We start from the raw sequence: 16,656 nt of genomic DNA, 5'->3' as shown, positions 1-16,656 counted from the left end.
GAGACACACGCCATGGAATTGCGCCCTTGGGCGGTACTGCTGGGCCTCACATTGCTGCCGACGCTGTCGCTGGCCGCCGGCAAATGCGATCGCCTGGTGATCACCGGCAGCCCGGATGCGCCGCCGTTGCTCTGGCGCGACCCGCAAGACCCCACGCACCTGATCGGCGCCACCGCCGATGTGTTGCAACAAGTGGGCAAGGACCTCGGCTTGAAAATCGACCTGCTCTACGGTGGCAAGCGCTCCCTGGCCCTGGAGGAAGTGCGCAGCGGGCGCATGGACATCCTCGCCGACGCACCGCTGAACCTGGGTGAGCTGGAAACCCTCGATTACATCCACCCAGCCTTGGTGCAGCTCGACTACCTGGTGTGGACGCGCAAGGACTCGACGCTGGCCTATGCCACGGCCGCCGACCTGCACGGGCACAAAGGCGCGGTGTCGGAGCGTGCGCGCTTGAGCGCGGCCTTCGAAACCTTCGCCGGTGAGCAACTGAGCCTGCAACGCCTGCCGTCGCTGACGCCGGCGTTCCAGAAACTGCTGCTGGGTGAAGTCGACTACGTGCTCGCCGGGCGTTACTCCGGCATGGCGATGGCGCAGACCTTGGGCATGAGCAACGACCTGGTTGCCCGCGATATCCCCATCGACCAGCCGGGCCTGTACCTGGCGATTTCCCACAACTCGGCCTGCAATGATCCGTGGCTGCGCGGACAGCTGGCCAAAAAGATGACAGAATTGCCCGCGTCCGGTGTGGCGCAAGCTGCGTTGCAGAGCAATCTGGAGCGCTGGAAAGCGCAATTGCAGCAACCCGTCGGCACCCCAACAAAGTAGGGATTTTCAGTGACTCTTCGACCTCTTTTCGCGGCCCTCGCCGTTGTCGCTCTGGCGGGATGTGCAGCCGATCCTGCGCCGAATGAACAAATGCGCCTCACCCAGCAAGCCCTGGAGCAAGCCAGCGCCGTGGGGGCCAACGCGGATGAATCGCCTGAATTGAAACTGGCTGAAGCCAAGTTCGCCCGGGCCAAGTCGAGCATGGCCGACCAATCCTACAAAAACGCCCGTATGCGTTTCGAGCAAGCCGAACTGGATGCACGCCTGGCCGAAGCCAAGGTGCTGACGCGCAAGAGCCAGGAACAGTTGAACGTGCTCAACGCCCGCATCACCCGTCTGCGCAAGCAATTGCAGTTGGGAGAAGCCCAATGAGCCCGATGATCCGCGGTTTGAGCTGTGCGGTACTGTTGGGCACCGCCGTGTTGAGCGGTTGCGCCAGCCATCCCGACAGCGAGCAGGCCTTGCAACAGGCGGGCAACGACTTCCAGCAGGTCAAGGAAGACGCCAACGTGTTGCGCTTTGCGCCCAAGGACGTGATTCGCGCCGGTGAATCCCTGGCCCGCGCCGACCGTTTGTCCAGCTACTGGGGCAGTGGTGGCGACGTGGTGCATTACGCTTATCTGAGCCAGCGTTACAGCGCCATCGCCCGTGAACACACCGAGCAGGCGCTCAACCAAGAGCGGGGTGTAAAGCTCGAACTGGAGCGCCAGCGCCTGCAATTGGCCCTGCGTGAAAACAAGCTGATCAGCGTGCAGCAGCAGGGCAAATGGCTTGAAGAACAGATCGCCAGCCTGGCCACTACCCAGACCGATCGTGGCTTGGTGATGACCCTGGGCGATGTACTGTTCGATACTGGTGAGGCAGAGCTGAAAAACTCGGCCAACCGCACGGTGCTGAAAATCGTACAGTTCCTGCAACTCAACCCCAAGCGCGTGGTGCGAATCGAGGGGTATGCCGACAACACCGGCGGCGAGCGCGAAAACCTCAAACTGTCGCGTGACCGTGCACAGTCGGTGGCGGATGTGCTGGTAGACCTGGGGATCGACGAAAAACGCATCCAGGTCGAGGGTTATGGCGACCAGTACCCGGTGGAGGCCAATGCGTCCGAGCGGGGCAGGGCGCAGAATCGACGGGTGGAAATTGTGTTCTCGGATGAGAAAGGTCAATTGGGCGCCGCTCGCTAGACGCTTGACACCGATCAAACTGTGGGAGCTGGCTTGCTCGCGAAGGCGGTGTACCAGTCAGTACTTCATTGGCTGACACACCGTCTTCGCGAGCAAGCCCGCTCCCACATTTGTTTGGTGTAGACCCCTACAGTTTTTACTGTCACTCCAACGCGCGCTCGACTATTGTGGCAACTGTCCCCGTACACTTCTAAACTGTGCCGGTATGTTTCACACAAAAATAAAATACCCGTGAAATCGAGTGCTGCGTCATGACCAATCTGTTGCTTTACCAACGTATCGCCCAGCAACTGGCTGAGGATATCCGGCGCGGTGTCTATCAACCGGGCGAGCGCGTGCCTTCGGTGCGCAAGATGAGCTCGCAGTTGAACGTGAGCCACGCCACGGTGTTGCAGGCCTACGCCAACCTGGAAGACCAGGGCCTGATCCGGGCGCGGCCGCAGTCCGGCTATTACGTGCACCAGACGCCAGCACTCACCGCGCCGACGCCGGATATTGCACGGGTTGAGCGTCCGGGGTTGGTCACCCGCAGCAGCATCATCCAGCAGGTATTGGGCGAGTCGCGCCGCGAAGGCGTGTTCCCACTGGGCGCCGCCGTGCCAAGCGTGGACTACTTGCCGGTACGCGCGCTGCATCAGCAACTGGCCAAGGTCACGCGCTTCCAAAGCCCACGGGCATTCAGCTACATGTTCAGCCCCGGTTTCGAACCGCTGCGCCGTCAGGTGGCGATCCGCATGCGCGATGCGGGCGTGGTGGTGGACCCCTCCGAAGTGGTGATCACCCACGGTTGCGTCGATGCCTTGCAGATGTCGCTGCGGGTACTGACGCGGCCGGGCGACCTGATTGCCGCAGAGTCACCGACCTATTACGGCTTGCTGCAACTGGCTGATCTGTTGGGTCTCAAGGTCATTGAGATCCCCAGCGACCCGTCCACTGGCATGAGCCTGGAAGCCCTGCAACTGGCGGCCAACCAATGGTCGATCAAGGCACTGGTGCTGACCACGCGGCTGAGCAACCCGCTGGGCGGCACCATGCCCGAAGAACGGCAGAAACAGTTGCTGCGCCTGGCATCGGACTTCGATATCCAGATTGTCGAGGACGATATCTACGGCGAGCTGATGTTCGAACTGGGCCGCACCAAGGCCTTGAAGGCCTATGACCGCCTGGATCGGGTGATCTATTGCTCCAGCTTTTCCAAGACGCTGTCTCCCGGCGTGCGTATCGGATGGATGATTGCCGGCAAGTACCAGCAGGAGATCCAGCGCTTGCAGATGTTCAGTACCCACTCCGCTTGCAGTGTTACGCAGATGGGCGTCGCCGCGTACCTGGAGAACGGCGGTTACGACCGGCACCTGCGTTACATCCGCCAGGAGTACCGCAAGAACCTCAGCGCCTTCCAACTGGCCGTGCAGCAATATTTCCCGGAAGGCACCCAGATGACGCGTCCGACCGGCGGCTTCATCCTGTGGGTCAGTTTACCTGGGCGCGTCAATACCCAGGAACTGCACGTACGTGCACTGCAACAGGGCATCAGCATCGCACCGGGGCTGATCTTCAGTAACACCGAGCAGTTCAACCACTGTATTCGCCTCAACTGCGGCACGCCGTGGAACCGCGAGGCAGAGCGGGCGCTGATGACATTGGGGATGCTGGCGAGCCAGCTCTGCCAGGAAACCGCCGCCGGACTGTGACGCTCAGAAAGGGGACAAATCCTATAGCACGCTAATCACCGCGCTTGTCATGCCGCGCACAACAAGCGAGCATATGGCCCTCTGCCGTTAATGCTGTAGGCAATATGACTTCGATTGTTCGCGCGGTTTTGGTGATTGGCCTGTTAGGCCTGTGCAACGTCGGCACAGCGCTGGCGGCAGCCCCTGTGAGCGAAACCAAGCCCGCGGCCAGTACTGAGCAGAAGACCCCCGCGAAGAAACCGGCGCCCGTCAAAAAAACACCTGCCGTGAAGAAACCGGTGGCTACCGTCAAAAAACGTGCGGCCAGTAAGTCCAAGGCATCTCGCGAAGTGACGCAGACGCAATTGCCACCGGCACAGTTGGACCTGTCGCTGCCGTCCGACATGGTCAGGCACTTGCAGCCCATCGGCACCATGCCCAAACCCAAAAGTGTGCCCCTGCTGCCACCCATGTTCGGCGAGAAGCCCACCGACAACAGCGCCTTCCAGATCAACGGCCGCTTGCTCAGCAATGAAATGAAGCTGCAGTTGCGCAACGAAGAACGGCGCGAAGTGGAAGGCGCGGCGTTGGAATTCGAATTCAAGCAGTAAACTTTTCCCACAAAGGTGACGTCGATCGCCGACCATGTGTCGGAGACTGGTCAGTCACTTTTGTTTTCTGCGAAAAACCCCTGTTAGACCATTTTAAAACGGCTGTTTTAGGGCGTACTCTAGCCCGGCCATCCACATTGAGTCGTCGAGGACCTGCTGGTCATGAATTGCCGTGAAGGCTGTGGCGCATGCTGCATCGCCCCCTCCATCAGTTCGCCATTACCCGGAATGCCGCAGGGCAAACCGGCAGGCGTTCGCTGCGTGCACCTGTCGGTCGAACTGCTATGCCAGATTTTCGGCCAACCGGAGCGACCGGCGGTGTGCAGTGATTTCAAGGCGGATCTCGAGGTCTGCGGCACCGACCAGGCCGATGCGATCCGTTTGATCGGTTGGTGGGAGCAGATGACGGCGGCTTGATGGGCTTTACTATCGGAACTTTTTTTCGGAACTTCGACAATAAGGAATACAACAATGGGTTCGCTGAAACGAATGGCTGTGTTGTGCGGTTTTACGGTGTTGTTTGCTGCCACTGCCCAGGCTGAGGATTGGCAAGTCGCCAAGGACGAAGACGGTATCAAGGTGTCCCTGAGCGAAATTGCCGGCTCCAAATACAAGGCGTATCGCGGTGTGACCGTGATCAAGGCGCCGGTGGCCAAGATTGTTGCGCTCCAGGAAGACGTAGCCGGTGCCTGTGCCTGGATCCACGAGTGCAAATCCCAGAAGCTGGTCGACAAGAAAGGCGACGAGAGTTGGACCTACACCCAATTCAAGGCCCCGTTCCCCGTGACGGATCGTGATTCCTACCTGCACATCACCACCACCAAGGCGGCCGACGGCACACTGACCCGTAAGCTGGAAGGCGTGCCGACCTACAAGCCCGAAGAAAAAGGCTACGTACGTGTCGCCCAGGTCGACGGTTTCTGGAAACTGGTGCCTAAAGGCGACAACCAGACCGAAGTCACCTACCAAGTACACACCGAGCCAGGCGGCAGCGTGCCCTCGTGGCTGGCCAACAAGTTCGTGGTGGACGCGCCGTTCAACACCTTGAAAGCCTTGAAACAACACGCTGAGAAGTAAGCGCAGCTGATCAGGTGTCTCCTGCCTTGGGTGGAACGTTTTCCGAGCCCCCAAGGTCCAGATAGAGGTAAGCCCACACACGGGTTTTATCGAGGAGGCACCGATGCAAAAGTGGCAGATTACCTTCGTTGATGATCACGGCGTGAAGTCCGTCGAGCAGTTCACCTGCGAGCAGAAGCCCAGCCTCGAAGATGCGGCACACATGATCCGCAACAAGCTGGTGCCCGTTGCCGCCGAACTGGACCTCAATGACCTTGAGGGCCGCAAGCCCGAGCCTACGGTCAAGATCCTCAAAGACCAGAACAGTATCCAGATCCTCGACATCTCTCCCGCCGCCTGAACATTCCCTGTCCACCCTTCAAGCACCTCTGGTGGAGGTGATAGCTTCGCGCTACTCTGCAAGTGAGATCAGCGAATGAATCGCTAGTTCTGGTCTTGTCAGCTACATGCTTGTTTTCCAGCGGTGATGTTGTTGCCGTAGTCCCCACGCCAGTAGGGCGTGGGCTTCGGGAAGCACGGAAAGTCTATCCATCAATTCGAGGAGCACTTTTCATGAGCACAGCCTATCAAGAAGACATCAGCACCAACGTTCTGCGCCGCATGAAAGAAGGCGGTTTCGACTTCTCGCGTTTTCACCCCATCGAGTTCTACGCCATTTTCCCGGATGAGGAACGGGCGCGCCGGGCGGCGGGTGAGTTTCGTGGGGAATCCCTGAATGCCCAGGTCAGTGCGCGCGACGATGGCGCCTGGTACCTGGAGCTGAGCAAGATCATGTCCGCTACCTACGATGGCATAGGAGACTTCGAGCAAGACTTTGGGGCGGTGGTCGAGCCGCTGGGCGGGATCATCGAGGGATGGGGCGTGAAGCAGGAGGTGCGTGGGTTACCCATGTAGCAGCTTGAAGTATGAGAAACGCAGCGTATCGGCTGACCTTTGGGTCGGCCGATTTTGTTTGTGCCGTGGGAAAATATTCGGAACTTGCGCGCTATTTTTGCGCACCAAAAAAAAGGCCACCCGAGAGGGTGGCTTAAAGGGAAGAGCGGTTCGCTGAAACTGTAGGACGTGTCCTGTTCAGCAGATGGGGCCGATTATCCGCAGGCTTGGCCGGGCAGTGAAATCAACTCTGACTATGCTGTTGATAGTCAAAGCCCGCATTGCGATGAAGCGTCGGGTCATGCACCGGGCATTCTGCGCACCAGGACGGTGCGGCTGGATTCTGGTTGTAATTCAACTCACTGATTTTTAAGTGTTTATGCCGCTGGCACGGGCCTTGCGATGGTTCTAGCGCCCGGGTGACAAGGAGTTCGGCATGATCCGCACTTATTACGATGAAATGTACGATGGGGCTGGCCAGGTCCGGCCGCATTACCGCGAGTTTGCCCGTTGGTTGGCCGACACCCCGGATGAACTGTTGGCCCAGCGCAGGCGTGAAGCCGATCTGCTGTTTCACCGCGCCGGAATCACCTTCACGCTGTACGGGGACGAGCAGGGCACCGAGCGCCTGATTCCCTTCGACACCATCCCGCGCAGCATTCCGGCCAGCGAGTGGCGGATTGTCGAGCGCGGCTGTATCCAGCGGGTCAAGGCGCTGAACATGTTTCTCGCCGACCTGTATCACGAACAGCGCATCATCAAGGCCGGAATCATTCCTGCTGAACAGGTGCTGGCCAACGAGCAATACCAGTTGGCGATGCAGGGGCTGGACCTGCACCGCGACCTCTATTCCCACATCTCCGGCGTCGACCTCGTACGCGATGGTGACGGCACGTACTACGTGCTCGAAGACAATTTGCGTACGCCGAGCGGCGTCAGCTACATGCTCGAAGACCGCAAGATGATGATGCGGCTGTTCCCCGAACTGTTCGCTGCCCAGCGAATCGCGCCCATCGACCACTACCCCAATCTGCTGCTGGATACCCTGAAAAGCTCAAGCCCCCTGGATAACCCCAGCGTGGTTGTACTGACGCCAGGTCGCTTCAACAGTGCGTTCTTCGAGCATGCCTTTCTCGCCCGAGAAATGGGCGTGGAACTGGTGGAAGGCGCCGATCTGTTCGTGCGTGATGATCGCGTCTTCATGCGCACCACCGACGGGCCCAAGGCCGTGGACGTAATCTATCGTCGCCTGGATGACGCGTTCCTCGACCCGTTGGCCTTCAACCCCGACTCCATGCTCGGCGTGCCGGGCCTGCTCGCGGCTTATCGCTCTGGCAATGTGGTGCTGGCTAATGCGATTGGCACCGGCGTGGCGGATGACAAGTCGGTGTACCCCTTCGTCACCGAGATGATCCGTTTTTACCTGGATGAAGAGCCGATCCTGAAGAATGTTCCGACCTTCCAGTGCCGTAAGCCCGACGAATTGTCCCACGTGCTGGCCAACCTGCCGGACCTGGTGGTGAAGGAAACCCAAGGCTCCGGCGGCTACGGCATGCTGGTGGGCCCCGCGTCCACAGCCGCGGAAATCGAAGCCTTCCGCGCCCGTATCAAGGCCAAGCCCCACGCCTATATCGCCCAGCCGACCTTGTGTTTATCCACGTGCCCGACCTTTGTCGAAAACGGCATCGCGCCGCGTCATATCGACCTGCGCCCGTTCGTGTTGTCCGGCAAGGAAACCCGTGTAGTCCCCGGTGGCTTGACCCGCGTGGCGTTGCGTGAGGGCTCGCTGGTGGTCAACTCGTCCCAGGGCGGCGGCACTAAAGACACCTGGGTGGTCGAGGACTGATGCCATGTTGAGTAGAACTGCTTCAGATCTGTACTGGATGTCGCGCTACCTGGAACGTGCGGAAAACCTCGCACGCATGCTTGATGTCAGCTATTCGCTGTCGCTGATGCCCCAGGACGGACGCGGCGATGGCCTGCATGAACTGGCCATGCCGCTGTTGATCACCGGTACCCTGGAGGATTACCACGAACGCCACGGCGAACTGCACGCCGAGCGCCTGTTGCACTTCTTCGCACTGGATGCCGCCAACCCAGCCAGCATCTACAGTTGTCTCGGCGCCGCGCGGGCCAGCGCCCATGCGGTGCGTGGGCGAATTACCGCCGACATGTGGGAAAACATCAACGCCACCTGGCTGGATATTCGCGACATCGCCCAGCAGGGCTTGAGCCGCTATGGCATGAGCCGGTTTTGCGAGTGGGTCAAAGAGCGTTCCCATCTGTTTCGCGGCGCCACCTACGGCACCATCATGCGTAACGATGCGTTTCGCTTCATTCGCCTGGGCACTTTTATCGAGCGTGCCGACAACACGCTACGGCTGCTGGACGCCCGCTATGAAATGGCCGGCGACCGTGCTGAAGCCGTCACCGATGGCACCGCCCACGCCTACTACCAGTGGAGCGCGTTGTTGCGCGCTTTGTCGTCGTTCGAGGCCTACACCGAGATCTACCGCGATGCACCCGGCGCCCGGCAAGTCGCGGAGTTGTTGCTGTTGCGCGCCGATGTGCCGCGCTCGCTGCGCGCGTGCAGTGAAGAGATCGACCAGATCCTCGCCAGCCTGCCGGGCCTGAACGGCCGACCGGCCCAGCGCCTGGCCGCCGAGCTGGACGCGCGCCTGCGCTTCACCGCCATCGATGAAATCCTCGAGGAAGGCCTGCACGCCTGGCTGACCGACTTTATCCCCTTGGTCCGCCAGTTGGGCGACGCCATCTACAGTTCCTACCTGGAGGCGGCATGAGACTCTCCATCAGCCACGAAACCACCTACCACTACGAAGACCAGGTACGCGCCAGCATCCAGTACCTGCGCCTGACGCCCCACGACAGCGAACGCCAGCACGTACTCAGCTGGCAGCTCGACCTGCCGCGCCCGGTGCGGGCGCAGGTGGACCCGTTCGGCAACATCCTGCATGTGCTGACCCTGGATGAACCCCATGACGCCATCATCATCGGCGCCCGTGGTCAGGTGGATATCGACGAGTTGCGCGAGGCCGAACATGAGCATCAATCCGCATTCCCGTTTCTGCGTTGCACCCGCCTGACCGAACCTGACGAAGCCTTACGCGGTTTTGCCGACCAGCAATGTCATCAACGTCGCGATCGCACCGCGTTGATCGACCTGATGCACGCGCTCAACCAGGCGATGGTCTACACGCCCGGCGCCACCGAAGTCGACACCTGCGCCGCCCAGGCCTTCGCCGGCCGTGCGGGCGTGTGCCAGGACCACACGCATGCGTTCCTGGCGTGCGCGCGCAGCCTGGGGATTCCTGCGCGGTATGTGTCGGGGTATTTGTACTCAGAAGACAGCACGCACCTGGCCAGCCACGCCTGGGCTGAAGCCTGGCTGGATGACGCGTGGTACAGCTTTGATGTGACCAACCAGCTTGCGCGGCCGGAGCGGCATCTGAAGCTGGCGGTGGGCTTGGATTACCTGGATGCCTGCCCGGTGCGTGGGATGCGTCGGGGCGGTGGGCATGAGCAGATGCATGCCAAGGTGTTCGTGGCGCCGACGCCGGTGATCTCCGTCCAGCAGCAATGACCTGCTTTGTGGTGAGTTAGCTTGTTGTGGCGAGCGGGCTTGCCCCGCGTTGGGCTGCGAAGCGGCCCCCAAACTGGGCGCCGGGGAACCATCTGACACACCGCATTCTGCTTTACTGGGGCTGCTTCGCAGCCCAACGCGGGGCAAGCCCGCTCGCCACAAGGGTTCCTCACCCGATGTTTAAGGTTGCCGTTTACGCCCCGCCATATGCTTCAAATACCCCACCAACAAATCCAGCTCGCCGTCCGGCAACACACTGGCAACAAACGCCGGCATTTTCGCCTGCGGCCAATGCCTCACGCTCTGCGGGTCACGGATGTAGCGCTTGAGGAAATCACCGCCAAAATACTCGGTGGGGTTGTAAGGAATGTTCAAATCCGGTCCCACCTGCGCATCGCCGGCGCCATTGAGCCGATGACAGGCCAGGCAGTTCTTCTGGAACAGTGCAAACCCCTGGTTGATCGGGTCATCGGCCGCCAATTTCGGGTCGGGCAACAAGGCGGGAAAACGCTCTGCCACGGTCTTCAATTGCTTGATTGCGGAGATCTGGAACGGCCACTGCTCAGGGCTGATGTGCCCGGCTTGCGGGTCGGTCCACACCAGGTAGAACGGCCCCGCACTCGGTTTGCCGTCCGCCAATGCGGGCCATGGCTGGGCAGGATCTTCCACCGCCAGCCAGGCGCGTGATCCGTGGGTTTCCAGCAGCGGCGCAGCAGTGAGTTCGGCAGCGAAACCATCCAGGGCAACGGCCTGCAAGTGGCTTTCAGGTTTCAGCCCCGGTAGGAGCGCGGCCAAGGGCACTGCGCGATAACTCATGGTGCGCTTGTAGGAAACGTCATCGACAATCTGCACCGTTTGCGCCTGCGGGTGCTTGAGCAGGTCAGCGGTCTGCCACGTCTTGCGGGTGTGGTCGAGTTCGATGGTCAATTGTGCTGCCGAAGCGGGAAGTGCGATCAGCAAGGCGAGGAGGGCGAAGATCGGTTTCAAGAGGGAGGCCCGGTGTAAGGTGGCGATGGTGCTCACGATACCGGAAATCGGCGCGCAAAAAGGCAGCCCCTGCAGGACCGCTATGCGCAATGTCCCGGCAGGTGCTGCCAAAAGCTGCAAACCCGGTGCTGTGAAGGCACGGAATGTGGGCGTTCGGGGGTCACCCAATGACCTTGGTCAAATTGGGCAAGATCAGAATCAGTGTGGTGGCGAACAGAATGAGTCCCGCCTGACGTACTTTCGAATGTTTGAACATGGCTGACTGCCTTTTGTTGTTATTCCTGAGCGTCAAATGCGTGCCGGTTTTATTTCAGTATGGCGAGATGACGTGTCGCTTTTCTTACAGCCGCTCCAGCAAAACCCGGCAGTGGCTTCCTACTGATTCAACCTTAGAGCCCTCGTTCTTCGTGGCTTAGACTCATTTCATATCAGCTAATGAATATTTCAGCTTAAAAAGGCATGAGGCATATCGCCATCTTGGCGCCAATGCCTTGGCTAGACAGCTAAAACGATTAACCCGGCGATTAGCTTAGGAGCCTACCGTTCGTCCGAGCGAGGGGGTCAAAAGCAATGAGCGCATCCGTCATTGAAACCGTGTCAATCGGGCCTAAGGTAGAGGCACACATGCACAGCGGTTCGAGGACGTCATGAGTCAAGCTTTGATCTTTGATGCGATACGCACGCCCCGTGGCAAAGGCAAGGCCGACGGTGCCTTGCACAGCGTCAAGCCGGTAAACCTGGTGGCCGGTTTGCTCACTGCGCTGGCCCGGCGCAGTGACCTAGACACCCACCAAGTGGACGACATCGTGCTTGGCTGCGTGACTCCGATTGGCGAGCAGGGCGCCGACATCGCCAAGACCGCGGCCTTGGTAGCGGACTGGGACATCAGCGTCGCCGGTGTGCAGATCAACCGCTTCTGCGCGTCGGGCCTGGAAGCCGTCAACCTGGGCGCGATGAAGGTGCGTTCCGGCTTCGAAGACCTGGTGGTGGTTGGCGGCGTCGAGTCCATGTCCCGCGTGCCCATGGGCAGTGACGGTGGCGCGTGGGTGCTCGATCCGCAGACTAATATGCACAGCCACTTCACTCCCCAGGGCATCGGCGCGGACCTGATCGCCACCCTGGAAGGTTTCACCCGTGAAGACGTCGACACTTTCGCCCTACATTCCCAACAGAAAGCGGCCAGGGCGCGTTCGGACGGTTCCTTCAACAAATCGCTGATCGCGGTGCAGGACCAGAACGGCATCGTGCTGCTGGACCATGACGAATTCATTCGGAGCGACTCGACCCTGGAGGGCCTGGGCAAGCTCAAGCCCAGCTTTGAAATGATGGGGCAGATGGGCTTCGACGCCACCGCGTTGCGGGTCTACAGCCATGTGGAGCGCATCCACCATGTGCACACACCGGGCAACAGCTCCGGCATCGTCGATGGTGCCGCGTTGATGTTGATCGGCTCTGAGGCCAAGGGCCGCGAGCTGGGCCTGCAACCCCGTGCGCGTATCGTCGCCACGGCGGTCACCAGTACTGACCCGACCATCATGCTCACCGGCCCCGCGCCCGCCACGCGCAAGGCCCTGGCCAAGGCCGGGTTGCGCGTTGAAGACATCGACCTGTTCGAAGTCAACGAAGCCTTTGCTTCGGTGGTGCTCAAGTTCATCAAGGACATGGGCATCGACGCGGCGCGGGTCAACGTGAATGGCGGCTCCATCGCCATGGGCCATCCGTTGGGTGCCACTGGTTGCGCCATCCTCGGCACCTTGCTCGACGAACTGGAAGTGCGCCAGCAGCGCTACGGCCTGGCCACACTGTGTGTCGGTGGTGGCATGGGCATCGCCACCATTATCGAACGCCTCTGAGTCCAAGGAATTTGTCATGACCCAAGCCATTCGTTACGAAAGAGGCCAGGACGGCATCGTGGTGCTGACCCTCGACATGCCCGGCCAGAGCGCCAACACCATGAACGGCGCGTACCGCGAGGCCATGGCGGCCACGGTGGAGCGCCTGGAGGCGGAAAAGGACAGCTTTGCCGGGGTGGTGATTACCTCGGCCAAGAAGACATTTTTTGCCGGCGGCGACCTCAATGAACTGATCGCGGTCGACAAGGCCCACGCCAAGGATTTCTACGACGGCGTGCTAGTACTGAAAGCGCAACTACGCCGGCTGGAAACCCTCGGCAAACCGTTAGTGGCCGCCATCAATGGCGCGGCTTTGGGGGGCGGCTGGGAGATTTGCCTGGCATGCCATTATCGCGTGGCGCTGGACGACAAATCGGTGCAGCTTGGACTGCCGGAAGTTACCTTGGGCTTGCTGCCAGGCGGCGGCGGGGTGGTGCGTATGGTGCGCATGCTGGGGTTGGAAAAGGCCTTGCCGTATCTGCTCGAAGGCAAGAAGGTACGGCCGCAACAGGCGTTGCAAGCCGGGCTGGTGAATGAGCTGGCGGCGGATCGCGATGAACTGCTGGCCAAGTCCCGCGCCTGGGTCCTGGCTAATCCGGATGCCAAGCAACCGTGGGACCACAAGGCCTACCAGATCCCCGGCGGTACACCGTCAAGTCCAAAAGTTGCGCAGATGCTGGCGATTGCGCCTTCGATTTTGCGCAGTAAGACCCAGGGCTGTTTCCCCGCGCCGGAGAAGATCCTCTGCGCCGCCGTCGAGGGCGCACAGGTAGATTTCGACACCGCGCACCTGATCGAAACCCGCTATTTCACCGAGCTGGTGACGGGGCAGGTGGCGAAGAACATGATCGGCACCTTTTGGTTCCAGCTCAATGAGATCAACGCGGGCAGTTCTCGGCCGAAAGGTTTTGCGCCTTACGTCACGCGCAAAGTCGGCGTGCTAGGTGCTGGGATGATGGGGGCGGGCATCGCGTATGTCAGCGCCAGTGCGGGCATTGAGGTGGTGCTCAAGGACATCAACCTGGCAGCCGCACAGAAGGGCAAGGCGCATTCGGCGGCGCTGCTGGACAAGAAAGTCAGCCGTGGGCAAATGACCGCCGAGCAGCGAGAAACTACCTTGGCGCGGATTCTTCCTACGGCCAGCGATGACGACCTGGCTGGTTGCGACCTGATCATCGAAGCGGTGTTCGAAGACCGCGAACTCAAGGCCAAGGTCTCAGCCTCCGCGCAACACGTGGTCGGCACCGACGCCGTGATTGCCTCCAACACCTCCACCTTGCCCATCAGTGGGCTGGCCACGGCGGTGCCGGATCAAGCCAAGTTCATCGGCCTGCATTTCTTCAGCCCGGTGGACAAGATGCCCCTGGTGGAAATCATCAAGGGCACGCGTACCAGCGACGAAACCCTGGCCCGTGGTTTCGATTTCGTCCTGCAAATCAAGAAAACCCCGATTGTGGTCAACGACAGCCGTGGCTTCTTCACCTCGCGGGTGTTTGGCACCTTTACCAACGAAGGCATCGCCATGCTGGGTGAGGGCGTGGCCGCGCCGATGATCGAGACCGAAGCGCGCAAAGCCGGCATGCCGGTGGGGCCGTTGGCGGTGTCGGATGAAGTTTCCCTCAGCCTGATGAGCCATATCAGGCAGCAGACGGCGAAGGATCTGCAGGCGGAAGGCAAGGCTGCGCCGACACATCCGGCGACGGCGGTCATCGATCTGTTGGTCAACGAATACAAACGCGTGGGCAAGGCGGCGGGGGGCGGTTTCTATGAATATCCCAATGGCGGGCAGAAATACCTGTGGCCAGAGCTGAAAAGCCGCTTTGAACGGCCCGACCAACGTATCTCGCCACAGGATGTGCGCGACCGCCTGCTGTTTATCCAGGCCATCGAGACCGTGCGTTGTGTGGAGGAGGGCGTGTTGATGTCCACGGCAGATGCGAACGTGGGGTCGATCTTCGGCATTGGGTTCGCGGCCTGGAGCGGCGGCGCATTGCAGTTCATCAACCAATATGGACTGCACGACTTCATTGCCCGCGCCCGCTACCTGGCCGAGCAATATGGCGAACGCTTCACGCCGCCGGCGTTATTGCTCGAAAAAGCGGCGCAAGGTGACACGTTCAGGTGATTAAAGGGGGCTTGCCTTGAAGGGGTATTTCAAGGCAGGCTCTGGGGTGTGCAATATTCCCATCACCGTGTCAGGTATTTTTTATGTCGCTACGCGTCTGTATCCTGGAAACCGATATCCTGCGTCCAGGCTTGATCGATCAATACCAAGGGTACGGGCAGATGTTCAAGCGCCTGTTCGCCAAGCAGCCCATACCCGCCGAGTTTGTCGTGTACAACGTGGTAAATGGCGAATACCCGTCGGACGATGAAGCGTTCGATGCCTACCTGGTGACCGGCAGCAAGGCCGACTCCTTTGGCACCGACCCGTGGATCCAGACCCTCAAGACCTACCTGCTTGAACGTTACGAGCGCGGCGACAAGCTGCTCGGCATCTGCTTCGGGCACCAACTGCTGGCACTGTTGCTCGGCGGCAAGACCGAACGCGCCGGCCAGGGCTGGGGCATGGGCATCCACGACTACAAGCTCGATGCCAAGACGCCGTGGATGAGCCCCGAAGTGGAAGAACTGACGCTACTGATCAGCCACCAGGACCAGGTCACCACACTGCCGGAGAATGCCACGGTCATCGCCTCCAGCGCGTTTTGCCCGTTCGCCGCGTACCACATCGGCGAGCAAGTCCTGTGCTTCCAGGGGCACCCGGAATTTATCCATGACTATTCCCGCGAGTTGCTGGAGATTCTTCAGACGACGTTGGGCGAAAAAGTCTACACGAACGGCGTGGCCAGCCTTGAGCGCGACCACCACGGCGCCACCGTGGCGGAATGGATGATGCGTTTCGTCGCGCATAAGCCAGAGGCCCAGGTTTAAAGCCAGCCCGAACGCTTGAAACTGGCCCACAGGCTGGTGCAACCCACCGCAATAAACCCGAGCACCGCAAAATAGCCGTAGTGCCATTGCAGCTCGGGCATGTTCTGGAAGTTCATCCCGTAAATCCCCGCCACTGCGGTGGGGAACGCGAGGATCGCCGCCCATGCGGCGAACTTGCGCTGCACCACACTTTGGCGCGACGCCTCCAGCAGCACACCGATCTCGATGGTCTGGCTGGCGATATCGCGCAGAGTGGTCAGGTCTTCCATCTGCCGCGTTACGTGGATCTGCACATCACGGAAGTACGGGCGCATGTTCTTGTCGATAAACGGAAAGCTAAGCTTCTGCAGCTCCTGGCTGATCTCCACCATCGGCGCCACATAACGCTTGAGCCGCAACACGTCGCGACGCAGGCCGTGGATCTTCTGGATATCACGCTCGCTCAACGAGCTGCACAGCACATTGCGCTCCAGCTCATCGATCTCGGCATGGATCGCTTCACTCACCGGCTGGTAATTCTCGGTGACGAAATCCAGCAGCGCATACAGTACGAAATCTTCCCCATGCTCCAACAACAGTGGCCGCGCCTCACAACGCTGGCGCACAAAGCCGTAGGACGCCGAGTGACCGTTGCGTGCAGTAATGATGTAGCCGTTGCCGGCGAAGATATGAGTCTCGATAAACTCCAGCTTGCCGTTCTCGCGCACCGGTGAATAAGTGACGATAAACAGCGCATCACCGAAGGTTTCCAGCTTGGGTCGGCTGTGTTTTTCCAGGGCGTCTTCAATGGCCAGTTCATGCAGGTTGAACTGGCGTTGCAGGTTGGCCAGTTCCTGGGCGTCGGGTTCTTCCAGGCCAATCCACACAAAGTGATCGGGTTTGGCGGCCCAGGCCGCGCCTTCATCGAGGGTGATATCCGTGACTTTCTTACCGGCGCTATAGACGGCGGCCGCAACAACTCTACCCATGGTGCTGATCGCTTCTTATTGGGAGGACAGG

The 16,656-nt window shown here is 60.3% G+C and carries 17 protein-coding genes; 15 read left to right on the top strand and 2 right to left on the bottom strand.

Features of this window, described 5'->3' with window-relative positions:
- Positions 1–12 precede the first annotated feature (12 nt).
- The 12 genes from HX793_RS22400 to HX793_RS22345 all read left to right on the top strand — a co-directional run bounded on the left by HX793_RS22400 (position 13) and on the right by HX793_RS22345 (position 9,844).
- Positions 13–828, top strand: a complete 816-nt coding sequence (locus HX793_RS22400; protein WP_177095779.1) for a substrate-binding periplasmic protein — start codon at positions 13–15, stop codon at positions 826–828.
- A 9-nt stretch (positions 829–837) separates the two neighbouring features.
- The gene (locus tag HX793_RS22395; RefSeq protein ID WP_177095777.1) at positions 838–1,200 is read left to right on the top strand and encodes a DUF4398 domain-containing protein; all 363 of its coding nucleotides are present in this window, start codon (positions 838–840) and stop codon (positions 1,198–1,200) included.
- Positions 1,197–2,012, top strand: a complete 816-nt coding sequence (locus tag HX793_RS22390) for an OmpA family protein (RefSeq protein WP_177095774.1) — start codon at positions 1,197–1,199, stop codon at positions 2,010–2,012. The genes HX793_RS22395 and HX793_RS22390 overlap by 4 nt, the downstream gene beginning before the upstream one ends.
- A gap of 251 nt (positions 2,013–2,263) precedes the next feature.
- Positions 2,264–3,703 carry an aminotransferase-like domain-containing protein gene (locus HX793_RS22385; protein WP_015885400.1) on the top strand — a complete coding sequence of 480 codons (1,440 nt, stop codon included), beginning with the start codon at positions 2,264–2,266 and terminating at the stop codon, positions 3,701–3,703.
- Positions 3,704–3,807: 104 nt separating this feature from the next.
- Positions 3,808–4,293, top strand: coding sequence for a translation initiation factor 2 (locus tag HX793_RS22380; protein WP_177095772.1), 486 nt, complete (start codon positions 3,808–3,810; stop codon positions 4,291–4,293).
- Positions 4,294–4,455: 162 nt separating this feature from the next.
- The gene (locus HX793_RS22375) at positions 4,456–4,710 is read left to right on the top strand and encodes a YkgJ family cysteine cluster protein (protein WP_016979374.1); all 255 of its coding nucleotides are present in this window, start codon (positions 4,456–4,458) and stop codon (positions 4,708–4,710) included.
- A 54-nt stretch (positions 4,711–4,764) separates the two neighbouring features.
- Positions 4,765–5,370 (top strand): START domain-containing protein, encoded by a 606-nt coding sequence (locus HX793_RS22370; RefSeq protein WP_095017275.1) that lies wholly within the window; start codon positions 4,765–4,767, stop codon positions 5,368–5,370.
- A gap of 103 nt (positions 5,371–5,473) precedes the next feature.
- Positions 5,474–5,710 (top strand): hypothetical protein, encoded by a 237-nt coding sequence (locus HX793_RS22365; protein ID WP_025999984.1) that lies wholly within the window; start codon positions 5,474–5,476, stop codon positions 5,708–5,710.
- 212 nt (positions 5,711–5,922) lie between these two features.
- Positions 5,923–6,264 (top strand): ribonuclease E inhibitor RraB, encoded by a 342-nt coding sequence (locus HX793_RS22360; protein ID WP_010208429.1) that lies wholly within the window; start codon positions 5,923–5,925, stop codon positions 6,262–6,264.
- 415 nt (positions 6,265–6,679) lie between these two features.
- Positions 6,680–8,089, top strand: a complete 1,410-nt coding sequence (locus HX793_RS22355) for a circularly permuted type 2 ATP-grasp protein (RefSeq protein ID WP_177095770.1) — start codon at positions 6,680–6,682, stop codon at positions 8,087–8,089.
- Between the two features lie 4 nt (positions 8,090–8,093).
- Complete coding sequence (locus HX793_RS22350) at positions 8,094–9,044, top strand: alpha-E domain-containing protein (RefSeq protein WP_095017274.1); 951 nt, start codon at positions 8,094–8,096, stop codon at positions 9,042–9,044.
- Entirely contained in the window at positions 9,041–9,844 is an 804-nt protein-coding gene (locus HX793_RS22345) for a transglutaminase family protein (RefSeq protein ID WP_038847069.1), read from the top strand. Before HX793_RS22350 ends, HX793_RS22345 begins: the two co-directional genes overlap by 4 nt.
- Positions 9,845–10,024: 180 nt before the next feature.
- On the opposite strand, the gene HX793_RS22340 is transcribed toward HX793_RS22345, so the two are convergent.
- Positions 10,025–10,831, bottom strand: coding sequence for a c-type cytochrome (locus HX793_RS22340; RefSeq protein WP_177095767.1), 807 nt, complete (start codon positions 10,829–10,831; stop codon positions 10,025–10,027).
- Between the two features lie 647 nt (positions 10,832–11,478).
- Here HX793_RS22340 and HX793_RS22335 point away from each other — a divergent pair.
- From HX793_RS22335 to HX793_RS22325, 3 genes are all read left to right on the top strand, one after another.
- Positions 11,479–12,684 (top strand): acetyl-CoA C-acetyltransferase, encoded by a 1,206-nt coding sequence (locus HX793_RS22335; RefSeq protein ID WP_177095765.1) that lies wholly within the window; start codon positions 11,479–11,481, stop codon positions 12,682–12,684.
- 16 nt (positions 12,685–12,700) lie between these two features.
- The gene (locus tag HX793_RS22330; RefSeq protein ID WP_177095763.1) at positions 12,701–14,848 is read left to right on the top strand and encodes a 3-hydroxyacyl-CoA dehydrogenase NAD-binding domain-containing protein; all 2,148 of its coding nucleotides are present in this window, start codon (positions 12,701–12,703) and stop codon (positions 14,846–14,848) included.
- An 83-nt stretch (positions 14,849–14,931) separates the two neighbouring features.
- Positions 14,932–15,657, top strand: a complete 726-nt coding sequence (locus HX793_RS22325; protein ID WP_177052351.1) for an amidotransferase — start codon at positions 14,932–14,934, stop codon at positions 15,655–15,657.
- On the opposite strand, the gene HX793_RS22320 is transcribed toward HX793_RS22325, so the two are convergent.
- On the bottom strand, positions 15,654–16,625 hold the full coding sequence (locus tag HX793_RS22320) for a magnesium and cobalt transport protein CorA (RefSeq protein WP_016979227.1): 972 nt from the start codon (positions 16,623–16,625) through the stop codon (positions 15,654–15,656). The genes HX793_RS22325 and HX793_RS22320 overlap by 4 nt on opposite strands.
- Between the last annotated feature and the right edge of the window lie 31 nt (positions 16,626–16,656).

Source organism: Pseudomonas reactans (assembly GCF_013387025.1).
Classification (GTDB): domain Bacteria; phylum Pseudomonadota; class Gammaproteobacteria; order Pseudomonadales; family Pseudomonadaceae; genus Aquipseudomonas; species Aquipseudomonas reactans.
The sequence above is the reverse complement of the archived record's forward strand: the minus strand, read 5'-3'. Positions and strand labels throughout refer to the sequence as shown.